Annotated in this window: 17 protein-coding genes; 9 read left to right on the forward strand and 8 right to left on the reverse strand. The window is 66.8% G+C overall.

Features of this window, described 5'->3' with window-relative positions; genetic code table 11:
• Nucleotides 1-39: 39 nt before the first annotated feature.
• Nucleotides 40-417, reverse strand: coding sequence for a VOC family protein (locus tag CY658_RS17465; RefSeq protein ID WP_101491426.1), 378 nt, complete (start codon nt 415-417; stop codon nt 40-42).
• 211 nt (nt 418-628) lie between these two features.
• On the opposite strand from CY658_RS17465, the gene CY658_RS17470 reads away from it, so the two are divergent.
• Nucleotides 629-1,615 carry a Bug family tripartite tricarboxylate transporter substrate binding protein gene (locus CY658_RS17470; protein WP_099797275.1) on the forward strand — a complete coding sequence of 329 codons (987 nt, stop codon included), beginning with the start codon at nt 629-631 and terminating at the stop codon, nt 1,613-1,615.
• A 160-nt stretch (nt 1,616-1,775) separates the two neighbouring features.
• On the opposite strand, the gene CY658_RS17475 is transcribed toward CY658_RS17470, so the two are convergent.
• The 4 genes from CY658_RS17475 to CY658_RS17490 are packed head-to-tail and all read right to left on the reverse strand — an operon-like array spanning nt 1,776 to nt 4,152.
• Nucleotides 1,776-2,033: a hypothetical protein gene (locus CY658_RS17475; protein WP_099793730.1), complete on the reverse strand. Its 258-nt coding sequence runs from the start codon at nt 2,031-2,033 to the stop codon at nt 1,776-1,778.
• Nucleotides 2,034-2,055: 22 nt separating this feature from the next.
• Nucleotides 2,056-2,829 carry an SDR family NAD(P)-dependent oxidoreductase gene (locus CY658_RS17480; RefSeq protein ID WP_101491427.1) on the reverse strand — a complete coding sequence of 258 codons (774 nt, stop codon included), beginning with the start codon at nt 2,827-2,829 and terminating at the stop codon, nt 2,056-2,058.
• A 58-nt stretch (nt 2,830-2,887) separates the two neighbouring features.
• Complete coding sequence (locus CY658_RS17485; protein ID WP_095747132.1) at nt 2,888-3,367, reverse strand: hypothetical protein; 480 nt, start codon at nt 3,365-3,367, stop codon at nt 2,888-2,890.
• Nucleotides 3,368-3,387: 20 nt separating this feature from the next.
• Nucleotides 3,388-4,152 carry a Crp/Fnr family transcriptional regulator gene (locus CY658_RS17490; protein ID WP_101491428.1) on the reverse strand — a complete coding sequence of 255 codons (765 nt, stop codon included), beginning with the start codon at nt 4,150-4,152 and terminating at the stop codon, nt 3,388-3,390.
• Nucleotides 4,153-4,236: 84 nt separating this feature from the next.
• On the opposite strand from CY658_RS17490, the gene CY658_RS17495 reads away from it, so the two are divergent.
• The 7 genes from CY658_RS17495 to CY658_RS17530 all read left to right on the forward strand — a co-directional run bounded on the left by CY658_RS17495 (nt 4,237) and on the right by CY658_RS17530 (nt 12,760).
• A complete protein-coding gene (locus CY658_RS17495) occupies nt 4,237-6,201 on the forward strand; it encodes an AMP-dependent synthetase/ligase (RefSeq protein WP_101491429.1) in 1,965 nt (654 codons plus the stop codon).
• Nucleotides 6,198-6,983, forward strand: a complete 786-nt coding sequence (locus tag CY658_RS17500) for an ABC transporter ATP-binding protein (protein WP_056576865.1) — start codon at nt 6,198-6,200, stop codon at nt 6,981-6,983. The genes CY658_RS17495 and CY658_RS17500 overlap by 4 nt, the downstream gene beginning before the upstream one ends.
• 168 nt (nt 6,984-7,151) lie before the next feature.
• A complete protein-coding gene (locus CY658_RS17510; protein WP_101491431.1) occupies nt 7,152-8,081 on the forward strand; it encodes a branched-chain amino acid ABC transporter permease in 930 nt (309 codons plus the stop codon).
• Nucleotide 8,082: 1 nt separating this feature from the next.
• Entirely contained in the window at nt 8,083-9,147 is a 1,065-nt protein-coding gene (locus CY658_RS17515; protein WP_099793743.1) for a branched-chain amino acid ABC transporter permease, read from the forward strand.
• Between the two features lie 77 nt (nt 9,148-9,224).
• Nucleotides 9,225-10,556 (forward strand): ABC transporter substrate-binding protein, encoded by a 1,332-nt coding sequence (locus CY658_RS17520; RefSeq protein ID WP_101491432.1) that lies wholly within the window; start codon nt 9,225-9,227, stop codon nt 10,554-10,556.
• Nucleotides 10,557-10,653: 97 nt separating this feature from the next.
• Nucleotides 10,654-11,466, forward strand: coding sequence for an ABC transporter ATP-binding protein (locus tag CY658_RS17525; RefSeq protein WP_101491433.1), 813 nt, complete (start codon nt 10,654-10,656; stop codon nt 11,464-11,466).
• A gap of 46 nt (nt 11,467-11,512) precedes the next feature.
• Nucleotides 11,513-12,760, forward strand: a complete 1,248-nt coding sequence (locus CY658_RS17530; RefSeq protein ID WP_101491434.1) for a phenylacetate--CoA ligase family protein — start codon at nt 11,513-11,515, stop codon at nt 12,758-12,760.
• On the opposite strand, the gene CY658_RS17535 is transcribed toward CY658_RS17530, so the two are convergent.
• Nucleotides 12,751-13,749 carry a hypothetical protein gene (locus CY658_RS17535; RefSeq protein ID WP_101491435.1) on the reverse strand — a complete coding sequence of 333 codons (999 nt, stop codon included), beginning with the start codon at nt 13,747-13,749 and terminating at the stop codon, nt 12,751-12,753. The genes CY658_RS17530 and CY658_RS17535 overlap by 10 nt on opposite strands.
• Before the next feature lie 11 nt (nt 13,750-13,760).
• A complete protein-coding gene (locus CY658_RS17540; RefSeq protein ID WP_101491436.1) occupies nt 13,761-14,945 on the reverse strand; it encodes a M48 family metalloprotease in 1,185 nt (394 codons plus the stop codon).
• 203 nt (nt 14,946-15,148) lie between these two features.
• Here CY658_RS17540 and CY658_RS17545 point away from each other — a divergent pair, with 203 nt between their 5' ends.
• Nucleotides 15,149-16,123 carry a tripartite tricarboxylate transporter substrate-binding protein gene (locus tag CY658_RS17545; RefSeq protein ID WP_101491437.1) on the forward strand — a complete coding sequence of 325 codons (975 nt, stop codon included), beginning with the start codon at nt 15,149-15,151 and terminating at the stop codon, nt 16,121-16,123.
• Between the two features lie 81 nt (nt 16,124-16,204).
• On the opposite strand, the gene CY658_RS17550 is transcribed toward CY658_RS17545, so the two are convergent.
• Nucleotides 16,205-18,334, reverse strand: a complete 2,130-nt coding sequence (locus CY658_RS17550) for a hypothetical protein (protein ID WP_101491438.1) — start codon at nt 18,332-18,334, stop codon at nt 16,205-16,207.
• Nucleotides 18,335-18,481 lie beyond the last annotated feature (147 nt).

Genomic DNA, 18,481 nt, shown 5'->3' on the forward strand with positions numbered 1-18,481 from the left:
TTACTTCCCCCAAACGAGGGATGCCGGACGGCCAGTGCCTCAGCCGCCGATCAGGTGCAGGATGTTCCCGTCCGGGTCCTTGAACCACGCCATCTTCATGCCGTCCGCGACGTGGAGGTCGCCTTCGCGCTTCGTACCGGGCATGTCGTAGTGCTCGAAGCGCACGCCCTTGGCCTTGAGCGCGGCGACGAGGCGCTCGATGTCCGCGCCGACCTGCCAGCTCACGGCCGTGGCCTGGTTCGTGCCTGCGAACGACGAGCGGTACACCTGGACGCGCGTGTTGCCGCTTTGGTAGACGGCGACCTCGTCGCCCTCCGAGTCGACCTGTGCGAGGCCCAAGGTGTCTTCGTAGAAACGGCGCGCCACGGTCATGTCTTTCACCGCGAGATTCGCCACCGCATCGATGTTTCCGAGCATGGGTGTCTCCTGTGGGGGGAATGGACTTTTCATCTTCGGCGGCCAGATGGCCCTGTCAAGTCGGCGCCGTCCGATACGGGGCCCATCGCAAACCACGAAAATGGGGGGATGCCCCTTCCGGCACACTGCACCGTGGGTGCAGTGAGGTCGAAAGACCTCCATCGACACTGCCGCCATCCGATCCGCTCAGACCGAGAGAGACAAACCCATGATCCGAAGAAAACTCACCCGCTCGCTGGCCCTCGTGCTCGCACTCCCCCTGGCCTTCGCCGCCGTGGCCGCGCAGGCCCAGACCGCCGCCTACCCCGCCAAGCCGATCCGCATGGTCGTGCCCTTCCCGCCCGGCGGCGGCACCGACATCCTGGCGCGCCTGGTCGCGCAGAAGCTCACCGAGGCCAACCACTGGACCGTGGTGCCCGACAACCGCGGCGGCGCCGGCGGCACCATCGGCATCGCCGAGGCTGCGCGCGCCGCGCCCACGGGCTACGACATCGTGATGGGCCAGAAGGACAACATGGTCGTCGCGCCCTGGCTCTACAAGAGCCTGAGCTACAACCCGGTGAAGGACCTCACGGCCGTGGCCCACGTGGCCTACACGCCCGTGGTGATCGTCACGCAGGCCAACTCGAAGTTCAAGACGCTCGACGACGTGGTGAAGGCCGCGCGCGCCGCGCCCGACACCGTCACCTACGGTTCGCCCGGCAACGGCACCACCATCCACCTGGCCGGCGAAATCTTCAACGGCGCCGCCAAGATCAAGATGCGCCACGTGCCCTACAAGGGCTCCAACGCGGCCATGATGGACGTGCTCGCGGGCAACGTCGACCTGATGGTGTCGTCGGTGCCCTCGGCACTGGCGCAGATCAAGGCCGGCAAGCTGCGTCCGCTGGCCGTCACCTCCGCCAAGCGCAGCACCTCGCTGCCCGACACGCCCACCGTGGCCGAGCTGGGCTACAAGGACTTCGACGTGAGCACCTGGTACGGCGTCTTCGTGCCGGCCGGCACGCCCAAGGACATCGTCACGACGCTGAATGCGGCGGTCAACAAGCTGCTGGCCACGCCGGAGATGAAGGCGGCCATCATTGCGCAGGGCGCGGAGCCGCAGAGCATGACGCCGGAGCAGTTCGGTGCGCTGCTGAAGACGGACTATGAGAAGTGGAAGGGGATCGTGCAGGCCTCGGGGGCGACGATCGAGTAAAGACAAGAAAGGCGGCGATGCTGCCTTGCTCCTTCCCCTTTCGGGGGAAGGTTGGGATGGGGGCCAGCGGCGTTTGACAAGCCGCTGATGCTTGATACGCCGCGTGCCCCCACCCCTGCCCTCCCCCGGAAGGGGAGGGAGAAAGAAAACTCCCGAGCGCTCAGTCCGGCACGAACTTCGTGTTGAAGATTTCCACGTCCGCCGCATCCTCGAACGTCGCCACTTGCCCCATCTTCCCGTCGCTCATGCGGCAGGCCGAGAACAGGCTGAAGCGGCCCTTGAAATAGAACTCGTCCATCACGATCAGCGCGTACGGGTACGGTACGAACACCTGGTGCTCGAAGACGACGCGGTGCACGTTCCTCGGTGACGGGAAGAGCTTGTATTCGACGGTGTCGATGGACTTTGCGGTGGCCATGATGTGCTTCTGTCTTCGGTGCTCAGGCCGGGTCGCGCACGTCGGCCACGGGGTTGCTGCCGAAGTCCGCGCGCGCCAGGTAGGCGAGCACCTTGGTCGCGGCGCCCTGGGGGCTGTCGAGCCGGCCTTCTTCCTTCATGCTCACGAAGCGCGTGCGGTCCGGGAACTGTTCGGCCGAAGCGCCGCGCAGCTGCACCTGCATGTCGGTGTCGATGATGCCGGGCGCCAGCGACACGATGCGCGCGCCGTTCGATGCCACCGCCTCTTCGAGCGCCACGGCGCGCGAGAAATGGTCCATGCCGGCCTTGGCCGCGCAGTACGGCGCCTGGCTGCCCAGGGCGTTGCGGCCCAGGCCCGACGAGATGTTCAGCACCTTGCGTGCGCCGCGCCATTCGCGCGTGGCACCCAGGAAGGCGGCGGTGAGCAGCATCGGCGCTTCAAGGCCGATGCGCAGGGCCTGGGCCAGTTCGGCCGGCACGGCACGCGACAGCGGCGCGGGGTTGCCGACAGTGCCGGCGTTGTTGATGAGCGTGACGCTGTCGAAGCGCTGGCCGTCCAGCGTCTGGAGCCAGGCGGACAGGCGCGCCGCGGCGGCGACCGGGTCGGACAGGTCCTGCTCCCACTGCGTCAGTTCGGCGCCGCCGGCCTTGGGGGCTTCGGCCAGTTCGGGCGAGGGCTTGCGCGCAATGCCGAGCACCGTGTGGCCGGCCTGCAGCAGCTGTTCGGCCATGGCGCGGCCCAGGCCGCGCGAGGCGCCGGTGATGACGGTGAGGTGGGAAGAGGCGGAGGTGGTCATGGGTGTGTGGGGGCAGGAGAAGGCCGCAAGGCTAAGGGATATCGAAAGGCCGCGTGCATCAGCCGGTACGGAACTGGGCGCGCAGGAAGTTGCGGTGGCGGGCGATGTGCTGCAGCTGCGCGGGCGCGATGGAACCGCCGAGGTCGACCTCGTCCGCGCCGTTGAGCACCGCATTGGCGTTCGCCATGGCGCGTGCCACCACCTCTTCCTCGCTCACGCCGAGTTGCGCCGCCAGGTCGATCGCGACGCGGCGCATGGCGCGCTGCGACAGCATCCACATCGCGCCGAAGCGGTCCCAGGCCAGCGCGGCTTCTTCCGATTTTTCGCGGTCGGCAAGGATGTCTTTCAGCGGGCGCGCCAGGATCTCGTTGAGCGCATCGATCTGTTCGCCCAAGGCCTCGGCGCGGTCGATGGCTTCTTCGAGCGTCGGGCCGTCGTCTTCCTCGTTGCGGGCCTGCGTGGCCTGTTGCTGTTGCGGCGGCAGAAAGCTCGCCTGTGCGTCGGCGGGCACGATCTGCAGGTGGTCGGAGAGGGCCATGTTTTTTTCTTCTTTCAGGTTCAGTTCGAGGTGCTGTTGTTCTTGCGGCTGGACATCGCGGTGGCGCGCAGGCCCGGCAGGTCGAGCACGCGCAGGCCGCCGTACTCCACGCGGATGAGCCCCTGCGCCGACAGCGCATTGAGCGCCTCGTTCACGCGCTGGCGCGACAGGCCGACAAGATACGCCAGCTCCTGCTGCGTGATGCGCAAGACCTCGCCCACGCCGGGGTACAGCACGGGGTTGAACAGCGACACCAGGTTGCGCGCCACGCGCGCGTCGGGGTTGTTGAGGCGGTCGATTTCCAGCGCCGCAATGAACTGGCCGAGCCGCTCGTTGAGCTGGTTCATCACGAAGCGGTTGAAGCCGATGGAATGGTCGAGCAGCCAGTGGAAGCTCTCGATCGGCAGCCCCGCCACGAGGCTGCGGCGCAGCGCCTGGATGTTGTAGCGGTAGGGCTCGCGCTTCATCACCGTGCCCTCGCCGAACCAGCCGCCGGGCGGCACGCCGGTGTAGGTGACCGAGCCGCCGTCGGCGTTGTCGTTGCTCATCTTCAAGAGGCCCTCGACCACGCCGAACCAGTAGGTGGGCGAGCGACCGACGCGGCACACCAGGTCGCCGGGCTCGGCCTCGCCGACCACGAGCGTGGCCTCGGCGCGGCGGCGCTCGCTGGGCGTGAGCGTGGGGAGCCACGGAATGCCATCGAGTTCGGTCGCACTCGCGGGGCGCACGCGGTCCTTGATGGAACCGCCGAGCACGTTCTGTGGGTTGAGGTTGCCAGGAGGCATCGGGAAACTCCGGGGAGTAGTGTCCCTAGGATTGTCGTTGGAACGACAACCGGACGTCAAAGTGCGACCTACGATCCGGCCACTGTGCAAACCACCGCCCCCACCTTCCCCCGTCTGCTGCTCGCGCATGCCGAGGCCCGTCCCGAGGCCCCCGCCGTGCGCGAAAAAGACCTTGGCATCTGGCAAACCTGGACCTGGAACGCCGTGGCGCAAGAAGTGCGCGAGATGGCCTGCGGTCTGGCAAGCCTTGGCTTCAAGGCCTTCGACAACCTTGCGATCGTCGGTGCCAACCGGCCGCACCTGTACATGGCGGTGCTCGCCGCGCAAAGCCTGCGCGGCGTGCCCGTGCCGCTGTACCAGGACGCGGTCGCGGGCGAGATGGTCTTCATGCTGAACGACGCGGGCATCGAGTTCGTGATCGTCGAAGACCAGGAGCAGGTCGACAAGCTGCTCGAATGCCGCGAGCTGCAGCAAGGGCAAGAAGGCCAGCAGCAGGGCATCCGCCACATCATCTACGACGACCCCAAGGGCCTGCGCCACTACGAGCAGCCGGGGCTCATGGGCTACGAGCAGCTGCGCGAGCTGGGCCGTGCCTTCGACAAGGCCAACGCCGGCTACTACGACCGCGCCGTGGCCAGCGGCGAGGCGGCCGACGTCGGCGTGATCCTCTACACCTCGGGCACCACCGGCCGTCCCAAGGGCGTGTGCCAGACGCACGCCAGCTTCATCGCGGCGGGCCGCGGCGGCGTCGAGACCGACAAGCTCGGCCCCGGCGACAACATCATGAGCTACCTGCCGATGGCGTGGGTGGGCGACCACCTGTTCTCGGTGGCGCAATGGCTGGTGGGCGGCTTCACGCTCAACTGCCCCGAGTCGGCCGAGACGGTGATGAACGACATGCGCGAAATCGGGCCAAGCTACTACTTCGGCCCGCCGCGCACCTTCGAAGGCCTGCTCACGGCCGTGTCGATCCGCATGGAAGACGCGGCCGCGCCCAAGCGCTGGCTGTATGCGAAGTTCATGGCGCTGGCACAGCGCGTGGGCGCCGACATCCTCAACGGCGCGCCCGTGAGCACGGGCGACCGGGTCATGTACAGCCTGGGCAACCTGCTGATCTACGGCCCGCTGCGCAACGTGCTGGGCATGAGCCGCATCCGCGTGGCCTACACGGCCGGCGCGGCCATCGGGCCCGACCTGTTCCGCTTCTACCGCTCCATCGGCGTGAACCTCAAGCAGTTCTACGGCCAGACCGAGACCTGCGCCTATGTGTGCCTGCAGCAGGACGGCAAGGTCAAGTTGCAGACCGTGGGCACGGCGGCGCCGGGCATTGAACTCAAGATTGCCGAAGACGGCGAGGTGCTGGTGCGCGGCGTGTCGGTGCTCAAGGAGTACTACAAGCGCCCCGACGCCACGGCCGAGGTGCTCGACGCCAACGGCTACTTCCACACCGGCGATGCCGGCGTGCTCGACAGCGAAGGCCACCTGCGCATCATCGACCGCGCGAAAGACGTGGGCAAGCTCGTGCGCGGCGCGATCTTTGCGCCCAACTACATCGAGAACAAGCTCAAGTTCTTCCCGCAGATCAAGGAAGCCGTGTGCTTCGGCAACGCCCGCGACGAAGTGTGCGCCGCCATCAACATCGACTTCGAAGCGGTCGGCAACTGGGCCGAGCGCCGCGGCCTGGCCTACGGCGGCTATGTCGACCTGGCCGGCAAGCCCGAGGTGCTCGCACTCATCGCCGAGTGCATCGGCAAGGTGAACGCCGACCTCGCGGCCGAAGACGGCATGGGCGAGACGCAGATCGCGCGCTTCCTCGTGCTGCACAAGGAGCTCGACCCCGACGACGACGAGCTGACCCGCACGCGCAAGGTGCGCCGCGGCTTCATCGCCGAGAAATACGCCGTGCTGGTCGATGCGCTCTACGGCGGCAAGACCGAGCAGTACATCGAGACCCAGGTCAAGTTCGAGGACGGACGCACGGGGCTTGTCAGCGCCACGCTGAAGATCACCGAAGCCAAGACCTTCCCCATCGTGAAGGCCGCTGCATGAGCAATCGGAAAATCGGCGACGTCATCCTCGACGTCCAGAACATCAGCCTGAGCTTCGGCGGCGTGAAAGCGCTGACCGACATCAGCTTCAACGTGCGCGAGCACGAGGTGCGGGCCATCATCGGCCCCAACGGCGCGGGCAAGAGCTCGATGCTGAACTGCATCAACGGCGTGTACTGGCCGCAGCAGGGCTCCATCACTTTCCGCGGCCAGACCTTCAAGCACATGAACTCGCGCCAGGTGGCCGAGATGGGCGTGGCGCGCACCTTCCAGAACCTGGCGTTGTTCAAGGGCATGAGCGTGCTCGACAACATCATGACGGGCCGCAACCTCAAGATGAAGAGCGGCCTGCTGGCGCAAGCGTTGCGCTGGGGCCCGGCCGAACGCGAAGAGCTGCAGCACCGCGAGTTCGTCGAACACATCATCGACTTCCTGGAAATCCAGGCGCACCGCAAGACGCCGGTGGGCCGCCTGCCCTACGGTCTGCAAAAGCGCGTCGACCTCGGCCGCGCGCTCGCGATGGAACCGCAGGTGCTGCTGCTCGACGAGCCCATGGCCGGCATGAACGTCGAAGAGAAGCAGGACATGAGCCGCTTCATCCTCGATGTGAACGACGAGTTCGGCGCGACCATCGTGCTCATCGAGCACGACATGGGCGTGGTAATGGACATCTCCGACCGCGTGGTGGTGCTGGACTACGGCAAGAAGATCGGTGACGGCACGCCGGACGAAGTGCGCAACAACGAAGACGTGATCCGGGCGTATCTGGGTGTGGAGCACTGACGCCATGCCACACCCGACCCTGATGCATTGCTCCTTCCCCTCCCGGGGGAAGGCTGGGATGGGGGCACGACAGCCCTCGCAACACAGCCGCGCTTCATCGAGCGCCGCTTGCCCCCACCCCAACCCTCCCCCGGAAGGGGAGGGAGAAAAACAAGAGAGACATTGACCATGGGCTTTTTCCTCGAAACCCTCTTCGGCGGCCTCATGGTCGGCATGCTGTATTCGCTCATCGCGATCGGCTTCGTGCTGATCTACAAGGCCTCGGGCGTCTTCAACTTCGCGCAGGGCGCGATGGTGCTGTTCGCAGCGCTGGCCATGGCGCGCTTTGCCGAGTGGTTCCCGCTGTGGTTCGGCTTCGAAAGCCTGCTGCTCGCGAACATCCTGGCCTTCATCGCGGCCATGGCGGTGATGGTCGTCGTGGCCTGGCTCATCGAGCGGCTCGCCCTGAGCAAGCTGGTGAACCAGGAAGGCATCACGCTGCTGATGGCCACGCTGGGCATCGCCTACTTTCTCGACGGCGTGGGCCAGACGATCTTCGGCAACGACATCTACAAGATCGATGTCGGCATGCCCAAGGAACCGCTGATGGTGCTGCAGGGCACCTTCGAGGGCGGCCTGCTGCTGAGCCAGGAAGACCTGGTGGCGGCGGCAGTGTCGGCAGCCCTCGTGGTGGTGCTGGCCATCTTCTTCCAGAAGACCGCCACGGGACGCGCGCTGCGCGCAGTGGCCGACGACCACCAGGCCGCGCAATCGATCGGCATTCCGCTGTCGCGCATCTGGGTGATCGTGTGGTCGGTGGCCGGCTTCTCGGCCCTCGTGGCCGGGATCATCTGGGGCTCCAAGCTCGGCGTGCAGTTCTCGCTCTCGCTGGTGGCCCTGAAGGCGCTGCCGGTGGTGATCCTCGGCGGGCTGACCTCGATCCCCGGCGCCATCATCGGCGGCCTGTTGATCGGCGTCGGCGAGAAGCTGTCTGAAATCTATCTCGGCCCCATGCTCGGTGGCGGCATCGAGATCTGGTTTGCTTATGTTCTTGCACTGGTCTTCCTGCTCGTGCGGCCCCAAGGGCTGTTCGGCGAAAAGATCATCGATCGGGTCTGACATGTTCTACAGAGAAAACGGCCAGTTCAAGTCGAGCTACCGCGCCGACCAACAGATCTTCCCGATCGCGCAGGACCGCATCGCGATCCTCGTGCTGCTGCTCGTGGCGTTCGTCGTGGTGCCGATGGGCGTGTCCGACTACTGGATGCGCGCCATCCTCACGCCCTTCCTGATCCTGTCGCTCGCGGCGCTCGGCCTGAACATCCTGGTCGGCTACTGCGGCCAGATCTCGCTGGGCACCGGCGCCTTCATGGCGGTGGGCGCGTACGCGGCCTACAACTTCCAGGTGCGCATCGACGGCATGCCGCTCATTGCTTCGCTGTTGCTGGGCGGGCTGTGCGCGACGGTGATCGGCGTGCTGTTCGGCATTCCGAGCCTGCGTATCAAGGGCCTGTACCTCGCGGTGGCCACGCTGGCTGCGCAGTTCTTCACCGACTGGGCGTTCCTGCGCATCCAGTGGTTCACCAACAACTCGTCGTCGGGTTCGGTGAGCGTGGCAGGTTTGAACGTGTTCGGCGTGCCGATCGAATCACCGGTGCAGAAGTATTTGTTCTGCCTGATCTTCGTGGTGGTGTTCGCACTGCTGGCCAAGAACCTGGTGCGCAGCGCCATCGGCCGCGAGTGGATGGCGATGCGCGACATGGACGTGGCGGCCGCGGTGATCGGCATCCGCCCGGTGTACGCCAAGCTCACGGCCTTTGCGGTGAGCAGCTTCATCGTCGGCGTGGCCGGCGCGCTGTGGGGCTTCATTCACCTGGGTGCGTGGGAGCCGGCGGCGTTCAGCATCGACCGCTCGTTCCAGCTGCTGTTCATGGTGATCATCGGCGGGCTCGGCTCGATCATGGGCAGCTTCTTCGGCGCCGCCTTCATCGTGCTGCTGCCGCTCTTCCTGAACCAGCTGCCGGGCTGGCTTGGCTTCTCGATCTCGACCGCACTGGCCTCGCACCTGGAGACCATGATCTTCGGCGCGCTGATCGTGTTCTTCCTGATCGTCGAGCCGCACGGCCTGGCGCGGCTGTGGTCCACGGCCAAGGAAAAGCTGCGGCTGTGGCCCTTCCCGCACTGACAGACAACGCATTGCAAGAGTTCCCGTTCGTTCGCACGTAAAAACCGGCACCGAGGTGCCCACAAAAGGAGACAGGCATGACACTGAAATCGCTCGCTCTGACCGCCGCCCTGGTGGTCACCACCCTGGGCACGGCGCTGGCGCCGTCGCTGGTCCAGGCGCAGGCCAAGGAACAGTTCTTCCCGCTGCTGGTCTACCGCACCGGCCCCTACGCACCCAACGGCACGCCCTGGGCCAACGGCAAGCAGGACTACATCAAGTACGTCAACGCCACCGGCGGCATGAACGGCGTGAAGATCGCCTACGAAGAATGCGAAACCGGCTATGCGACCGACAAGGGCGTGGAGTGCTATGAGCGCCTGAAGGGCCGCCCGGGCGTTGCGCTGTTCGACCCGCAGGCCACCGGCATCACCTTCGCGCTGACCGACAAGGTGCCCACCGACAAGATCCCGCTCATCACGCTGGGCTACGGCCTCTCGGCCTCGCAAGATGGCGGCGTGTTCAAGTGGAACTTCCCGCTCATGGGCTCCTACTGGACCGCGGCCGACATCCTGATCCAGCACATCGGGAAAAAAGAAGGCGGCATGGACAAGCTCAAGGGCAAGAAGATTGCCCTCGTGTACCACGACTCGCCGTTCGGCAAGGAACCGATTCCGCTGCTGCAGGAGCGCGCCAAGCAGAACGGCTTCGAGCTCTCGCTGATCCCCGTGACCGCGCCCGGCGTGGAACAGAAGTCGGCCTGGCTGCAGGTGCGCCAGTCGCGTCCCGACTTCGTGCTGCTGTGGGGCTGGGGCGTGATGAACTCCACCGCCCTGAAGGAAGCCGTGGCGACGGGCTACCCGCGCGAGAAGATGTACGGCGTGTGGTGGGCCGGCGCCGAACCTGACGTGAAGGACGTCGGTGCCAACGCCAAGGGCTACAACGCGCTCGCGCTGAACACCTCGGGCACGCAGCCGAAGGTGATCCAGGACATCCTCAAGCAAGTGCACGACAAGGGCCAGGGCACGGGTCCGAAGGACGAAGTGGGCTCGGTGCTCTACACGCGCGGCGTGATCATCCAGATGCTGACCATCGAGGCCGTCAAGCGCGCGCAAGAGCGCTTCGGCAAGGGCAAGGTCATGACCGGCGAGCAAGTGCGCTGGGGCATGGAGAACCTCGCACTCGACCAGAAGAAACTCGACGCCCTCGGCTTCTCGGGCGTGATGCGTCCGGTGAGCACCTCGTGCCAGGACCACATGGGCTCGACCTGGGCACGCGTCCACACCTGGGACGGCGCGAAGTGGGGCGGCATGTCTGATTGGTACGAGGCCGACAGCCAGATCATCAAGCCGATGGTGAAGGCTGCTGCCGACAAGTACGCAGGCGAGAAGAAGCTGACACGCCGCGAAGCCGCGGATTGCCAGTCCTGATGCACTGACACCCAAAGAAAGTGCCGTGGCGGCTCGCAAGAGCCGCCATTCGCAAGGACGGCGATGTGCCGTTCTTGCGAATGCTTCGGACCACACCATGAGCGAACCCAAGATCCTTCTCAACGTCAACGGCATCGAGGTTATTTATAACCACGTGATCCTCGTGCTCAAGGGCGTGTCGCTGACCGTGCCCGAAAGCGGCATCGTCGCGCTGCTCGGCGGCAACGGCGCCGGCAAGACGACCACGCTGCGCGCCGTGAGCAACCTGCTCGCGGGCGAACGCGGCGCCGTGACCAAGGGCACCATCGAGCTGCGCGGCGAGCGCATCGAGGCGCTGTCGCCGGCCGAGCTGGTCAAGCGCGGGCTGATCCAGGTGATGGAAGGCCGCCACTGCTTCGCTCACCTGACCATCGAAGAGAACCTGATGACGGGCGCCTACACGCGCACCGACGGCAAGGCCGCGGTGCTGGAGACGCTGGAAAAGGTCTACGCGTACTTCCCGCGCCTGAAGACGCGCCGCACCTCGCAGGCGGCCTACACCTCGGGCGGCGAGCAGCAGATGTGCGCCATCGGCCGCGCGCTGATGGCCAACCCGACCATGGTGCTGCTCGACGAGCCCTCGATGGGCCTGGCGCCGCAGATCGTGGAAGAGGTGTTCGAGATCGTGAAAGACCTGAACACCAAGGAGAAGGTGACCTTCCTCCTGGCCGAGCAGAACACCAACATGGCGCTGCGCTACGCGGACTACGGCTACATCCTGGAGAACGGCCGCATCGTGATGGACGGCGAGGCCAAGAGCCTGCGCGAGAACGAGGACGTGAAGGAGTTCTACCTCGGCGTGGGCGGCGCGGACCGCAAGAGCTTCCGCGATGTGAAGAGCTACAAGCGGCGCAAGCGTTGGCTGGCCTGAAGTACCCACCCCAGAGCGACCGAATCGATAGACGAAGGGTACGGACATGAACGACCACTACGACACACTGGAAATCCGCGACCCCGCCGAACGCGAACGTGACCTGCTGGCCGCGTTGCCCAAGCAGATCGCCCAGGCCCAGACCGCCTCCCCCGCGTTCACGAAGATCCTCGACGGCGTGAAACCCGGCGACGTCACCTCGCGTGAAGCACTGACAAAACTACCGGTCACCCGCAAGTCGGAACTGCTCGAGCTGCAGAAGGCACGCCGCGCCGACGACCCCTTCGGCGGCTTTGCGTCGATCGTGCGCGGGCCGCGCATGCCGCGCATCTTCGCGAGCCCCGGCACCATCTACGAACCCGAGGGCGAGGCGCGCGACTACTGGCGCACCGCACGGGCGCTGCATGCGGCGGGCTTTCGCGGCGGCGAGCTGATCCACAACAGCTTCAGCTACCACATGACGCCGGCCGGCTCGATCATGGAAAGCGGCGCGCATGCCATGGGCTGCACCATCTTCGCGGGCGGCACGGGCCAGACCGAGCAGCAACTCGAAGCCATCGTCGATCTCAAGCCCGATGGCTACGCGGGCACGCCGAGCTTTTTGAAAATCCTGCTCGAGAAGGCCGAGGAAAAAGGCCAGAAGCTGCCGTGGTTCACCAAGGCGCTCGTCTCTGGCGAGGCCTTTCCGCCCAGCCTGCACGACTGGATTGCCGCGCACGGCGTGCAGGGCATCCAGTGCTATGCCACCGCCGACCTGGGCCTCATCGCGTATGAAACCAGCGCGCGCCAGGGCCTGGTGATCGACGAGGGCGTGCTGGTCGAGATCGTGCGCCCCGGCACGGGCGACCCGGTGCCCGACGGCGAGGTGGGTGAGATCGTCGTCACCACCTTCAACCCCGACTACCCGCTGGTGCGCTTCGGCACCGGCGACCTCTCGGCCGTGCTCGCGGGCACCTGCCCCACGGGCCGCACCAACAAGCGCATCAAGGGCTGGCTCGGCCGCGCCGACCAGACCACCAAGGTGCGCGGCATGTTCGTGCACCCGTCGCAGGTCGCCGAGGTCGTGCGGCGCTTTCCCGAGATCGTGCGCGCGCGGCTCGTGGTGTCGGGCGAGATGGGTGACGACCAGATGACCTTCAAGCTCGAATGCGCCGGCGCTCCGGCCGGGCTCGATGCACGCGTTGCCGACGCGGTTCGCGAAGTGACCAAGCTGCGCGGCACCATCGAACTGGTGGCGCCGGGCACCTTGCCAAACGACGGCAAGGTGATCGAGGACGCGCGCAGCTACAAGTAGGGGCGGTACAGGCGGCGCGTGATGGCGCGTGTGAGCAGCACGGTCAGTGCGAGGTAGAGCACCACAAGCACGCCCACCAGAGCGATCAGGCTGCCCAAGCCGGACATGCCGCGCGTCGACGGAAGCATCAGCAGCAGCCACGCGACAGCGATGACGGTGCAGCCAGCGGGCACCAACACGGAGGCCAGCACCGACACGGCCAGGGCCCTGAAGGGCCGGACCCGGACCAAGCCGGGCGCAGTGCCGAGCCATCCGCCCCAGAACGCCAGTGCAAAAACCACCAGCGGCGGGGCAACCCAAAGCAGCAGGAACGCGAGTGACTCCGTGGGTGCTGCCCCGAGGGACCCGCTGCTGGCGCGCATGGCCCACCGTACCTGCAGCGACACAAACACGGCGGCGACCAGCATCGCCACCGCACGGCGTGGCGATTCGCCTGCCTGCACCTCGACTGTCGCGTCGCCGTCGCCGGACCCAGCCATGGCCGGTGCGCGCAGCGCCACCCAGGCCGCGAACCAAACGCTCAACACCAACACGGCCAGCTTCGCCGCCTGGTACACGATCGCGGACGCGGCCACCGCGAAACTGCCGAAGACACGCTGAAGCCAGCCACCTGACAGGAGCATCGGCTCCAGTTCGTAGAGAAGCGGTCCGAGCGCGAGATGGAACAAAGCCAGCATGACGAGATAGGCCCCGGCATAGCGCACCCGCGGGCTGGGCAGTCGCGCCACGTTCGCGGCGCCACGCACCTCCAGCGCCTGACGGGCATGGCTCCAGGCCAACGCCGTCACCAGCAACCAGGTCATCGCGAAGTCGGTCATCCAAGGAATCCACACCTGCGCGTGCGCAAAGGACTCGCGCATCTGCTCGCTCTCCGAGCTGCCGGTGAACTCAAACAGCGCCAAGGCCACTTCAAGGGCCAGGGTGATGAGCACGAAGTCGCGCGGCAGGCGCCACGCGTTCGCGAGTGGTGAAGCGGCGGTGGACGTCATCGTGAGACCATTTACTTCTTGCAGCTCGCCGGCAACGCCTTGTCCTTCAACCCGTCCCCCGCGCTGCAGTGCCACGCGATGCCCGCGTCGGTCGACGACGGTTCCATGCGCAGCGTGCCCTTGGACGTGGCCACCTCCACCACCATGCTGTCCGGGTCGAGCGTGAGGGTCGCGCCATTGGGCAGGTTGCCTGGCAGGCCGACGGCGGCCAGGGTGTCGGGGATCTCGGCCTTTTCTTCGTAGTGGCGCGTGAGCGCGTCGCGCACCGGCGCGCCCTCGGACCAGGCCTGCGCGACGACGGCGCGGGTCTGGTACTCCTGGTAGGCGGGGATGGCTGCAGCCGCCATGACGCCGATGACAGCCACCACGATCAGCACCCCCGCCGCGCCGCCGCCGGCCCGGCCGGCATACGGCACGAAGAACGCGAGCAGGTAGGCCACCGGGTTGCGCTCGGGCAGCTTGGCGCCCGGGTCGATGGCGCGTGCGACGCGCTTGGTGAGCCAGGGGTAGCCGCCGATGAGTTCATGGAACGAGCCCCAGAAGCCGCGGTTGCCGGTCGACTGGGCGGCGTAGCGCTGCAGGTTCACGTTGCGCCATTGCTGCGCGCCGGCGGCCAGCGCCACCAGCGCGCGCGGGGCGGAGTCGACCTCGCGGCAGCAGGCGGCGCCGTGCAGGTCGCAGGTGTATTCCTTGGCGCGCGCGTAGGCCGCGCCCAGCAGCGGCAGCCAGAGCACGGGCGCGCGCCAGATGTGGCCCGTGAGGTGGCCGCGGCGGATGTGGCCCAGCTCGTGGCCCATGTAGAAGTGGATGCCGTCGGGCTGCGCCTCCATGGCGTCGACCACGTCGGACAGCAGCACCACGAAGTTGCGGCCGAAAAAGCGCGTGGCAAAGGCATTGAACATGCCGTCGCCGTGCAGCAGGTAGGCCTCGGGCGGCTGCGCGATGCCCAGGCGGGTGCAGCAGTCGACAAAGCGCGCGTGCAGCTCGGGCAGCTGCTGGGGCGACAGCTTCACGCCCGTGCCCTTGATCCAGGCGATGACCGCCGATTGCGCGAACACGTAGCCGATGAAGCCCAGCAGCACGTACAGCAGCGCGATGCCCAGCGTGCCGACGACGATCAGCGCCCAGGCCAGCAGGCCCAGAACGAGCGTGAGTTTGCCGAGCCAGCGCTCGCGCGGATAGACCCAGGGATCCATTGGTTTCTTCTCCTCGATGCCGCCCGTCGGGCTGGCCTGTTTGTGGTTGTGGTCACCCCGGCGCGGGTGCGCGGGACGGGCGTGATCATGCCCCAGCATGGGGCGAAAACGGTGACATTCCTAAGGGCTATTCGGTATGGGTCAGCCCCCGGTCAGCCGATAAGATCGCGACCCTTTCCATTCAAAATTCCGTCGGAGACATCATGAAGAAACTGTTTGCCCTTGCGGCGATTGCCGCGGCCGCCGTCGGCGCACACGCCCAGGATTTCCCCGCAGGCAAGCCCGTGACGCTGGTGGTGCCCTTCTCGGCCGGCGGCCCGACCGACCGCGTGGCCCGCGACCTGGCCGAATCGCTGCAGAAGACGCTGGGCACCACGATCATCGTGGACAACACCGCCGGCGCCGGCAGCTCCATCGGCACCGCCAAGGTGGCCCGCGCCAACCCCGACGGCTACACGCTGCTGCTGAACCACATCGGCATGTCGACGATGCCGGCGCTGTACCGCAAGCTGCCGTTCAACGTCGAGAACGACTTCGAATACCTCGGCATGGTCAATGAAGTGCCGATGACGCTCATCGGCAAGCCCGGCCTGCCCGCCAACAACTACAAGGAACTGACGACCTGGATCGCTGCCAACAAGGGCAAGATCAACCTGGGCAACGCCGGCCTGGGCGCCGCCTCGCACCTGTGCGGCCTGCTGTTCCAGAGCGCGCTGAAGATCGAAATGACGCCCGTGCCGTACAAGGGCACCGCGCCGGCCATCGCCGACCTGCTGGGCGGCCAGATCGACCTGCTGTGCGACCAGACCACCAACACCACGTCGCAGATCGAGGCCAAGAAGGTCAAGGCCTACGCCGTGACCACCAGCAAGCGCCTGACGACGCCGGCGCTGAAAGACCTGCCCACGCTCGACGAGTCGGGCCTGAAGGGTTTTGAAGTGTCGATCTGGCACGGCGTGTACGCCCCCAAGGGCACGCCCGCACCGGTGCTGAAGAAGGTCAACGAGGCCATCAAGGCCGCCATGAAGGACCCGGCCTTCATCAAGCGCCAGGAAGGCCTGGGCGCCGTGATCACCACCGACAAGCGCGTCGAGCCCGCCGAGCACAAGAAGTTCGTCTCGGCTGAAATCGCCAAGTGGGGCCCGATCATCAAGGCAGCCGGCGTGTACGCAGACTGATCCTTTCGATCTCCCATAGAAAAAGCCGCCGGCCCTTTCGGGTCGGCGGCTTTTTTCATGCGGTGGTGACAGCAGGAAGAATCAGGGAGGCGAGTAGGTCCACGCCTCGAAGTTCTTGCGCACATCGACCTGGCGCGCGGTGCGTGCCGAGAAGATGAAGCTGCTGACCGACGCGCCCTGCGCGTACTGGTAGGCGTTGTTGCCCACGCTCACGCAGTGATTGTCGCTCGGCGAGTTCACGGGCTGGCAGTAGATGACGGCCTTGCGCGCGGAGGTGCGCACGGTGATCGAGTCGGTGAAGCGGTTGTTGTTCGGGCCACGGCCGGCCACCAGGAAGGTGGTCGGGGCGTAGGCGCCGCTCGGCACCGACCAGCCGTCGAGGTTGCCCTCGGCGCTGAAGTCGATGTTGTTGGCGCTGGGGTCGGACGGAACCGGCGCGCCGAACACGATGCCGCGCGGAACGCCGTCGATTTCCGACATCAGCTCGGCGCGCAGGGCCGGCGTCATTTCCACGGTCGGCAGTTGCACGGCCTCGGCGATGGTCGGCGCGCGCGAGAAGGTGCGTGCGTACTGCACCGGGTTGGTCCCGCCGGCCGCCAGGAAGAACTCGAGCTTCCAGACCGTCTGATCGGGAATGGCGCCCAACTGCGCGTCGTCGAACTGCGGCGCTGCAAAGAGATTGCCGGTCTCGACACTGCTCGGATTGCCGCCTTGTGCCGGGTCCACATAGCGCGCGGCCATGCGCCACACCCCGGAGTTCACCGCGCCGTTGACGGTGCCGTCGGTGGTGAGCACCAGGCTGCTCAGCCCGGGCCGCGGCACGAGGACCAGTTCACGGCCCGGCAGTGCGGACGAGGTGGCCACCACCTTCGTGAAGACCGAGTCGCCGTTACCGTCGAGCACGTTGTCCACCGACAGGTTGTAGCCCGTGGCGTGGTACTTCAGGTTCGCGTGCTTGAGGAAGTCTTTCAGCTCCTGCTGCGGGCGCACGGCGGCGCGGTAGGCGTTGCTGTTGCCGGTGAGCTTGAGCGCGCCATTCACGACCTTGGCGTTGAACACGTCGTTGTCGGTGTTGCCCACGCTGTCGGTCCAGCGGTAGGTGAGCGCGACGTCGCCGCCCGGGTAGAAGTATTCGAAGTTGCCGCGGTCATGCTTCAGGTTGGTGGGGCCGAAGCGAAACAGGCTTTCGAAAGGCCGGCGCGGGCCGCTCGACGCGCGCCCGATGTGCAGGCCGGCCGTCACGAAGCTGGCCGGGTCGTCGCCCACGAACAGCGTGCGGCAGGCCGGCGCGACCACGTTGACGGCCTCGCCGAAGGCGTTGCCGTCGGAGCCGATGGTGCTGTCCACGCGCTCGTTCAGCGGCAGCGCATAGCAGGCGTTGAGGCGGTCGAGCAGGTCTTTCACCATCGCCGGCGTGGGCGGCTGCACGAGGGCCGCGACATCGACCGCGGGCAGCGGCGCGATGCTGCTCTCGCCGGTGCGGAAGACGATGGACACCGGCGCGCTCTCTTCGCTCGCGGGCTGCGCCTTGACGGTGATCTCGATGTTGGCGGCCGTGCCGTCGGGGCGCACCGAGACGTTCAGCGTGTCGAGCACGCGGTCTTGTCCCGTGCCGTTGGCCTGGAACTCGCCGCTCATCGGGTCGATGCTGAGGTTGAGCGCGTCCAGCAGCGGCTTCAGCGCGGCCACGAGTTGCGCCGCCTTGTCGCTGATGGCGCCGGCCGTGACGGCGCCGGCATCGGCCTGCACCGCGGCGGCGAGCTTCGAGGGGTCGCCGTTGGGCGCCAGCTGCGCCACCACGACGGTGGTCAGCGGCGTCACGTTGGTGGTGCCGGTGGCGGTGCTGGCGGTGGTGCTGTAGAGCGTGAGGTCGTCGCGCACGGCCTGGATCACCAGCGGCGCCTTGGTGCCCGCGGGCAGCACGCAGCTGTAGGTGCCTTCGGCCGGCACGGTCACTTCGCAGACCTTGGCGCCGGTCTGGTCGAACACGGTGAGCACGGCGTTGACAAAGGCGGCGCCGGTGGCGACGGTGCCGCTCAGCGTGCCGGGAGACTCGGCGGCGGGCGGGGTGCCGCCGTTGCCGGTGCCCGTGCCGACGGGGAATGCAAAGCCACCGCCGCCTCCGCCCCCCCCTCCGCCGCCGCAGGCGCCGAGGATCAACAGGGTGGCAAGGGACAGGGCGTGGGGGATTCTGGAGGTGGGATGAGGCATCGTGGATCTCTCGAAAAGGGAAAGGGCCTGGGCAGCAACCGAGGGCGCTGCAAACAATAGCTTTCGCTTTTGGAAATCAAATGATGCAAATGCACCATTCTTGAAACCCTGCGGCCGAGCCCCGCGCGCGTCCCCGGAACATGGGAT

Source organism: Variovorax sp. RO1, from assembly GCF_002849325.1.
Taxonomy (GTDB): domain Bacteria; phylum Pseudomonadota; class Gammaproteobacteria; order Burkholderiales; family Burkholderiaceae_C; genus Variovorax.

What these genes read in the sequence shown, in the direction of transcription:
- CY658_RS17515 (WP_099793743.1), top strand. Translation starts at nt 8,083, where the DNA reads ATGTTCTACAGAGAAAACGGCCAGTTCAAGTCGAGCTACCGCGCCGAC.
- CY658_RS17480 (WP_101491427.1), bottom strand. Translation starts at nt 2,829, where the DNA reads ATGACCACCTCCGCCTCTTCCCACCTCACCGTCATCACCGGCGCCTCG.
- CY658_RS17530 (WP_101491434.1), top strand. Translation starts at nt 11,513, where the DNA reads ATGAACGACCACTACGACACACTGGAAATCCGCGACCCCGCCGAACGC.
- CY658_RS17510 (WP_101491431.1), top strand. Translation starts at nt 7,152, where the DNA reads ATGGGCTTTTTCCTCGAAACCCTCTTCGGCGGCCTCATGGTCGGCATG.
- CY658_RS17485 (WP_095747132.1), bottom strand. Translation starts at nt 3,367, where the DNA reads ATGGCCCTCTCCGACCACCTGCAGATCGTGCCCGCCGACGCACAGGCG.
- CY658_RS17500 (WP_056576865.1), top strand. Translation starts at nt 6,198, where the DNA reads ATGAGCAATCGGAAAATCGGCGACGTCATCCTCGACGTCCAGAACATC.
- CY658_RS17475 (WP_099793730.1), bottom strand. Translation starts at nt 2,033, where the DNA reads ATGGCCACCGCAAAGTCCATCGACACCGTCGAATACAAGCTCTTCCCG.
- CY658_RS17540 (WP_101491436.1), bottom strand. Translation starts at nt 14,945, where the DNA reads ATGGATCCCTGGGTCTATCCGCGCGAGCGCTGGCTCGGCAAACTCACG.
- CY658_RS17535 (WP_101491435.1), bottom strand. Translation starts at nt 13,749, where the DNA reads ATGACGTCCACCGCCGCTTCACCACTCGCGAACGCGTGGCGCCTGCCG.
- CY658_RS17490 (WP_101491428.1), bottom strand. Translation starts at nt 4,152, where the DNA reads ATGCCTCCTGGCAACCTCAACCCACAGAACGTGCTCGGCGGTTCCATC.
- CY658_RS17465 (WP_101491426.1), bottom strand. Translation starts at nt 417, where the DNA reads ATGCTCGGAAACATCGATGCGGTGGCGAATCTCGCGGTGAAAGACATG.
- CY658_RS17545 (WP_101491437.1), top strand. Translation starts at nt 15,149, where the DNA reads ATGAAGAAACTGTTTGCCCTTGCGGCGATTGCCGCGGCCGCCGTCGGC.
- CY658_RS17550 (WP_101491438.1), bottom strand. Translation starts at nt 18,334, where the DNA reads ATGCCTCATCCCACCTCCAGAATCCCCCACGCCCTGTCCCTTGCCACC.
- CY658_RS17520 (WP_101491432.1), top strand. Translation starts at nt 9,225, where the DNA reads ATGACACTGAAATCGCTCGCTCTGACCGCCGCCCTGGTGGTCACCACC.
- CY658_RS17525 (WP_101491433.1), top strand. Translation starts at nt 10,654, where the DNA reads ATGAGCGAACCCAAGATCCTTCTCAACGTCAACGGCATCGAGGTTATT.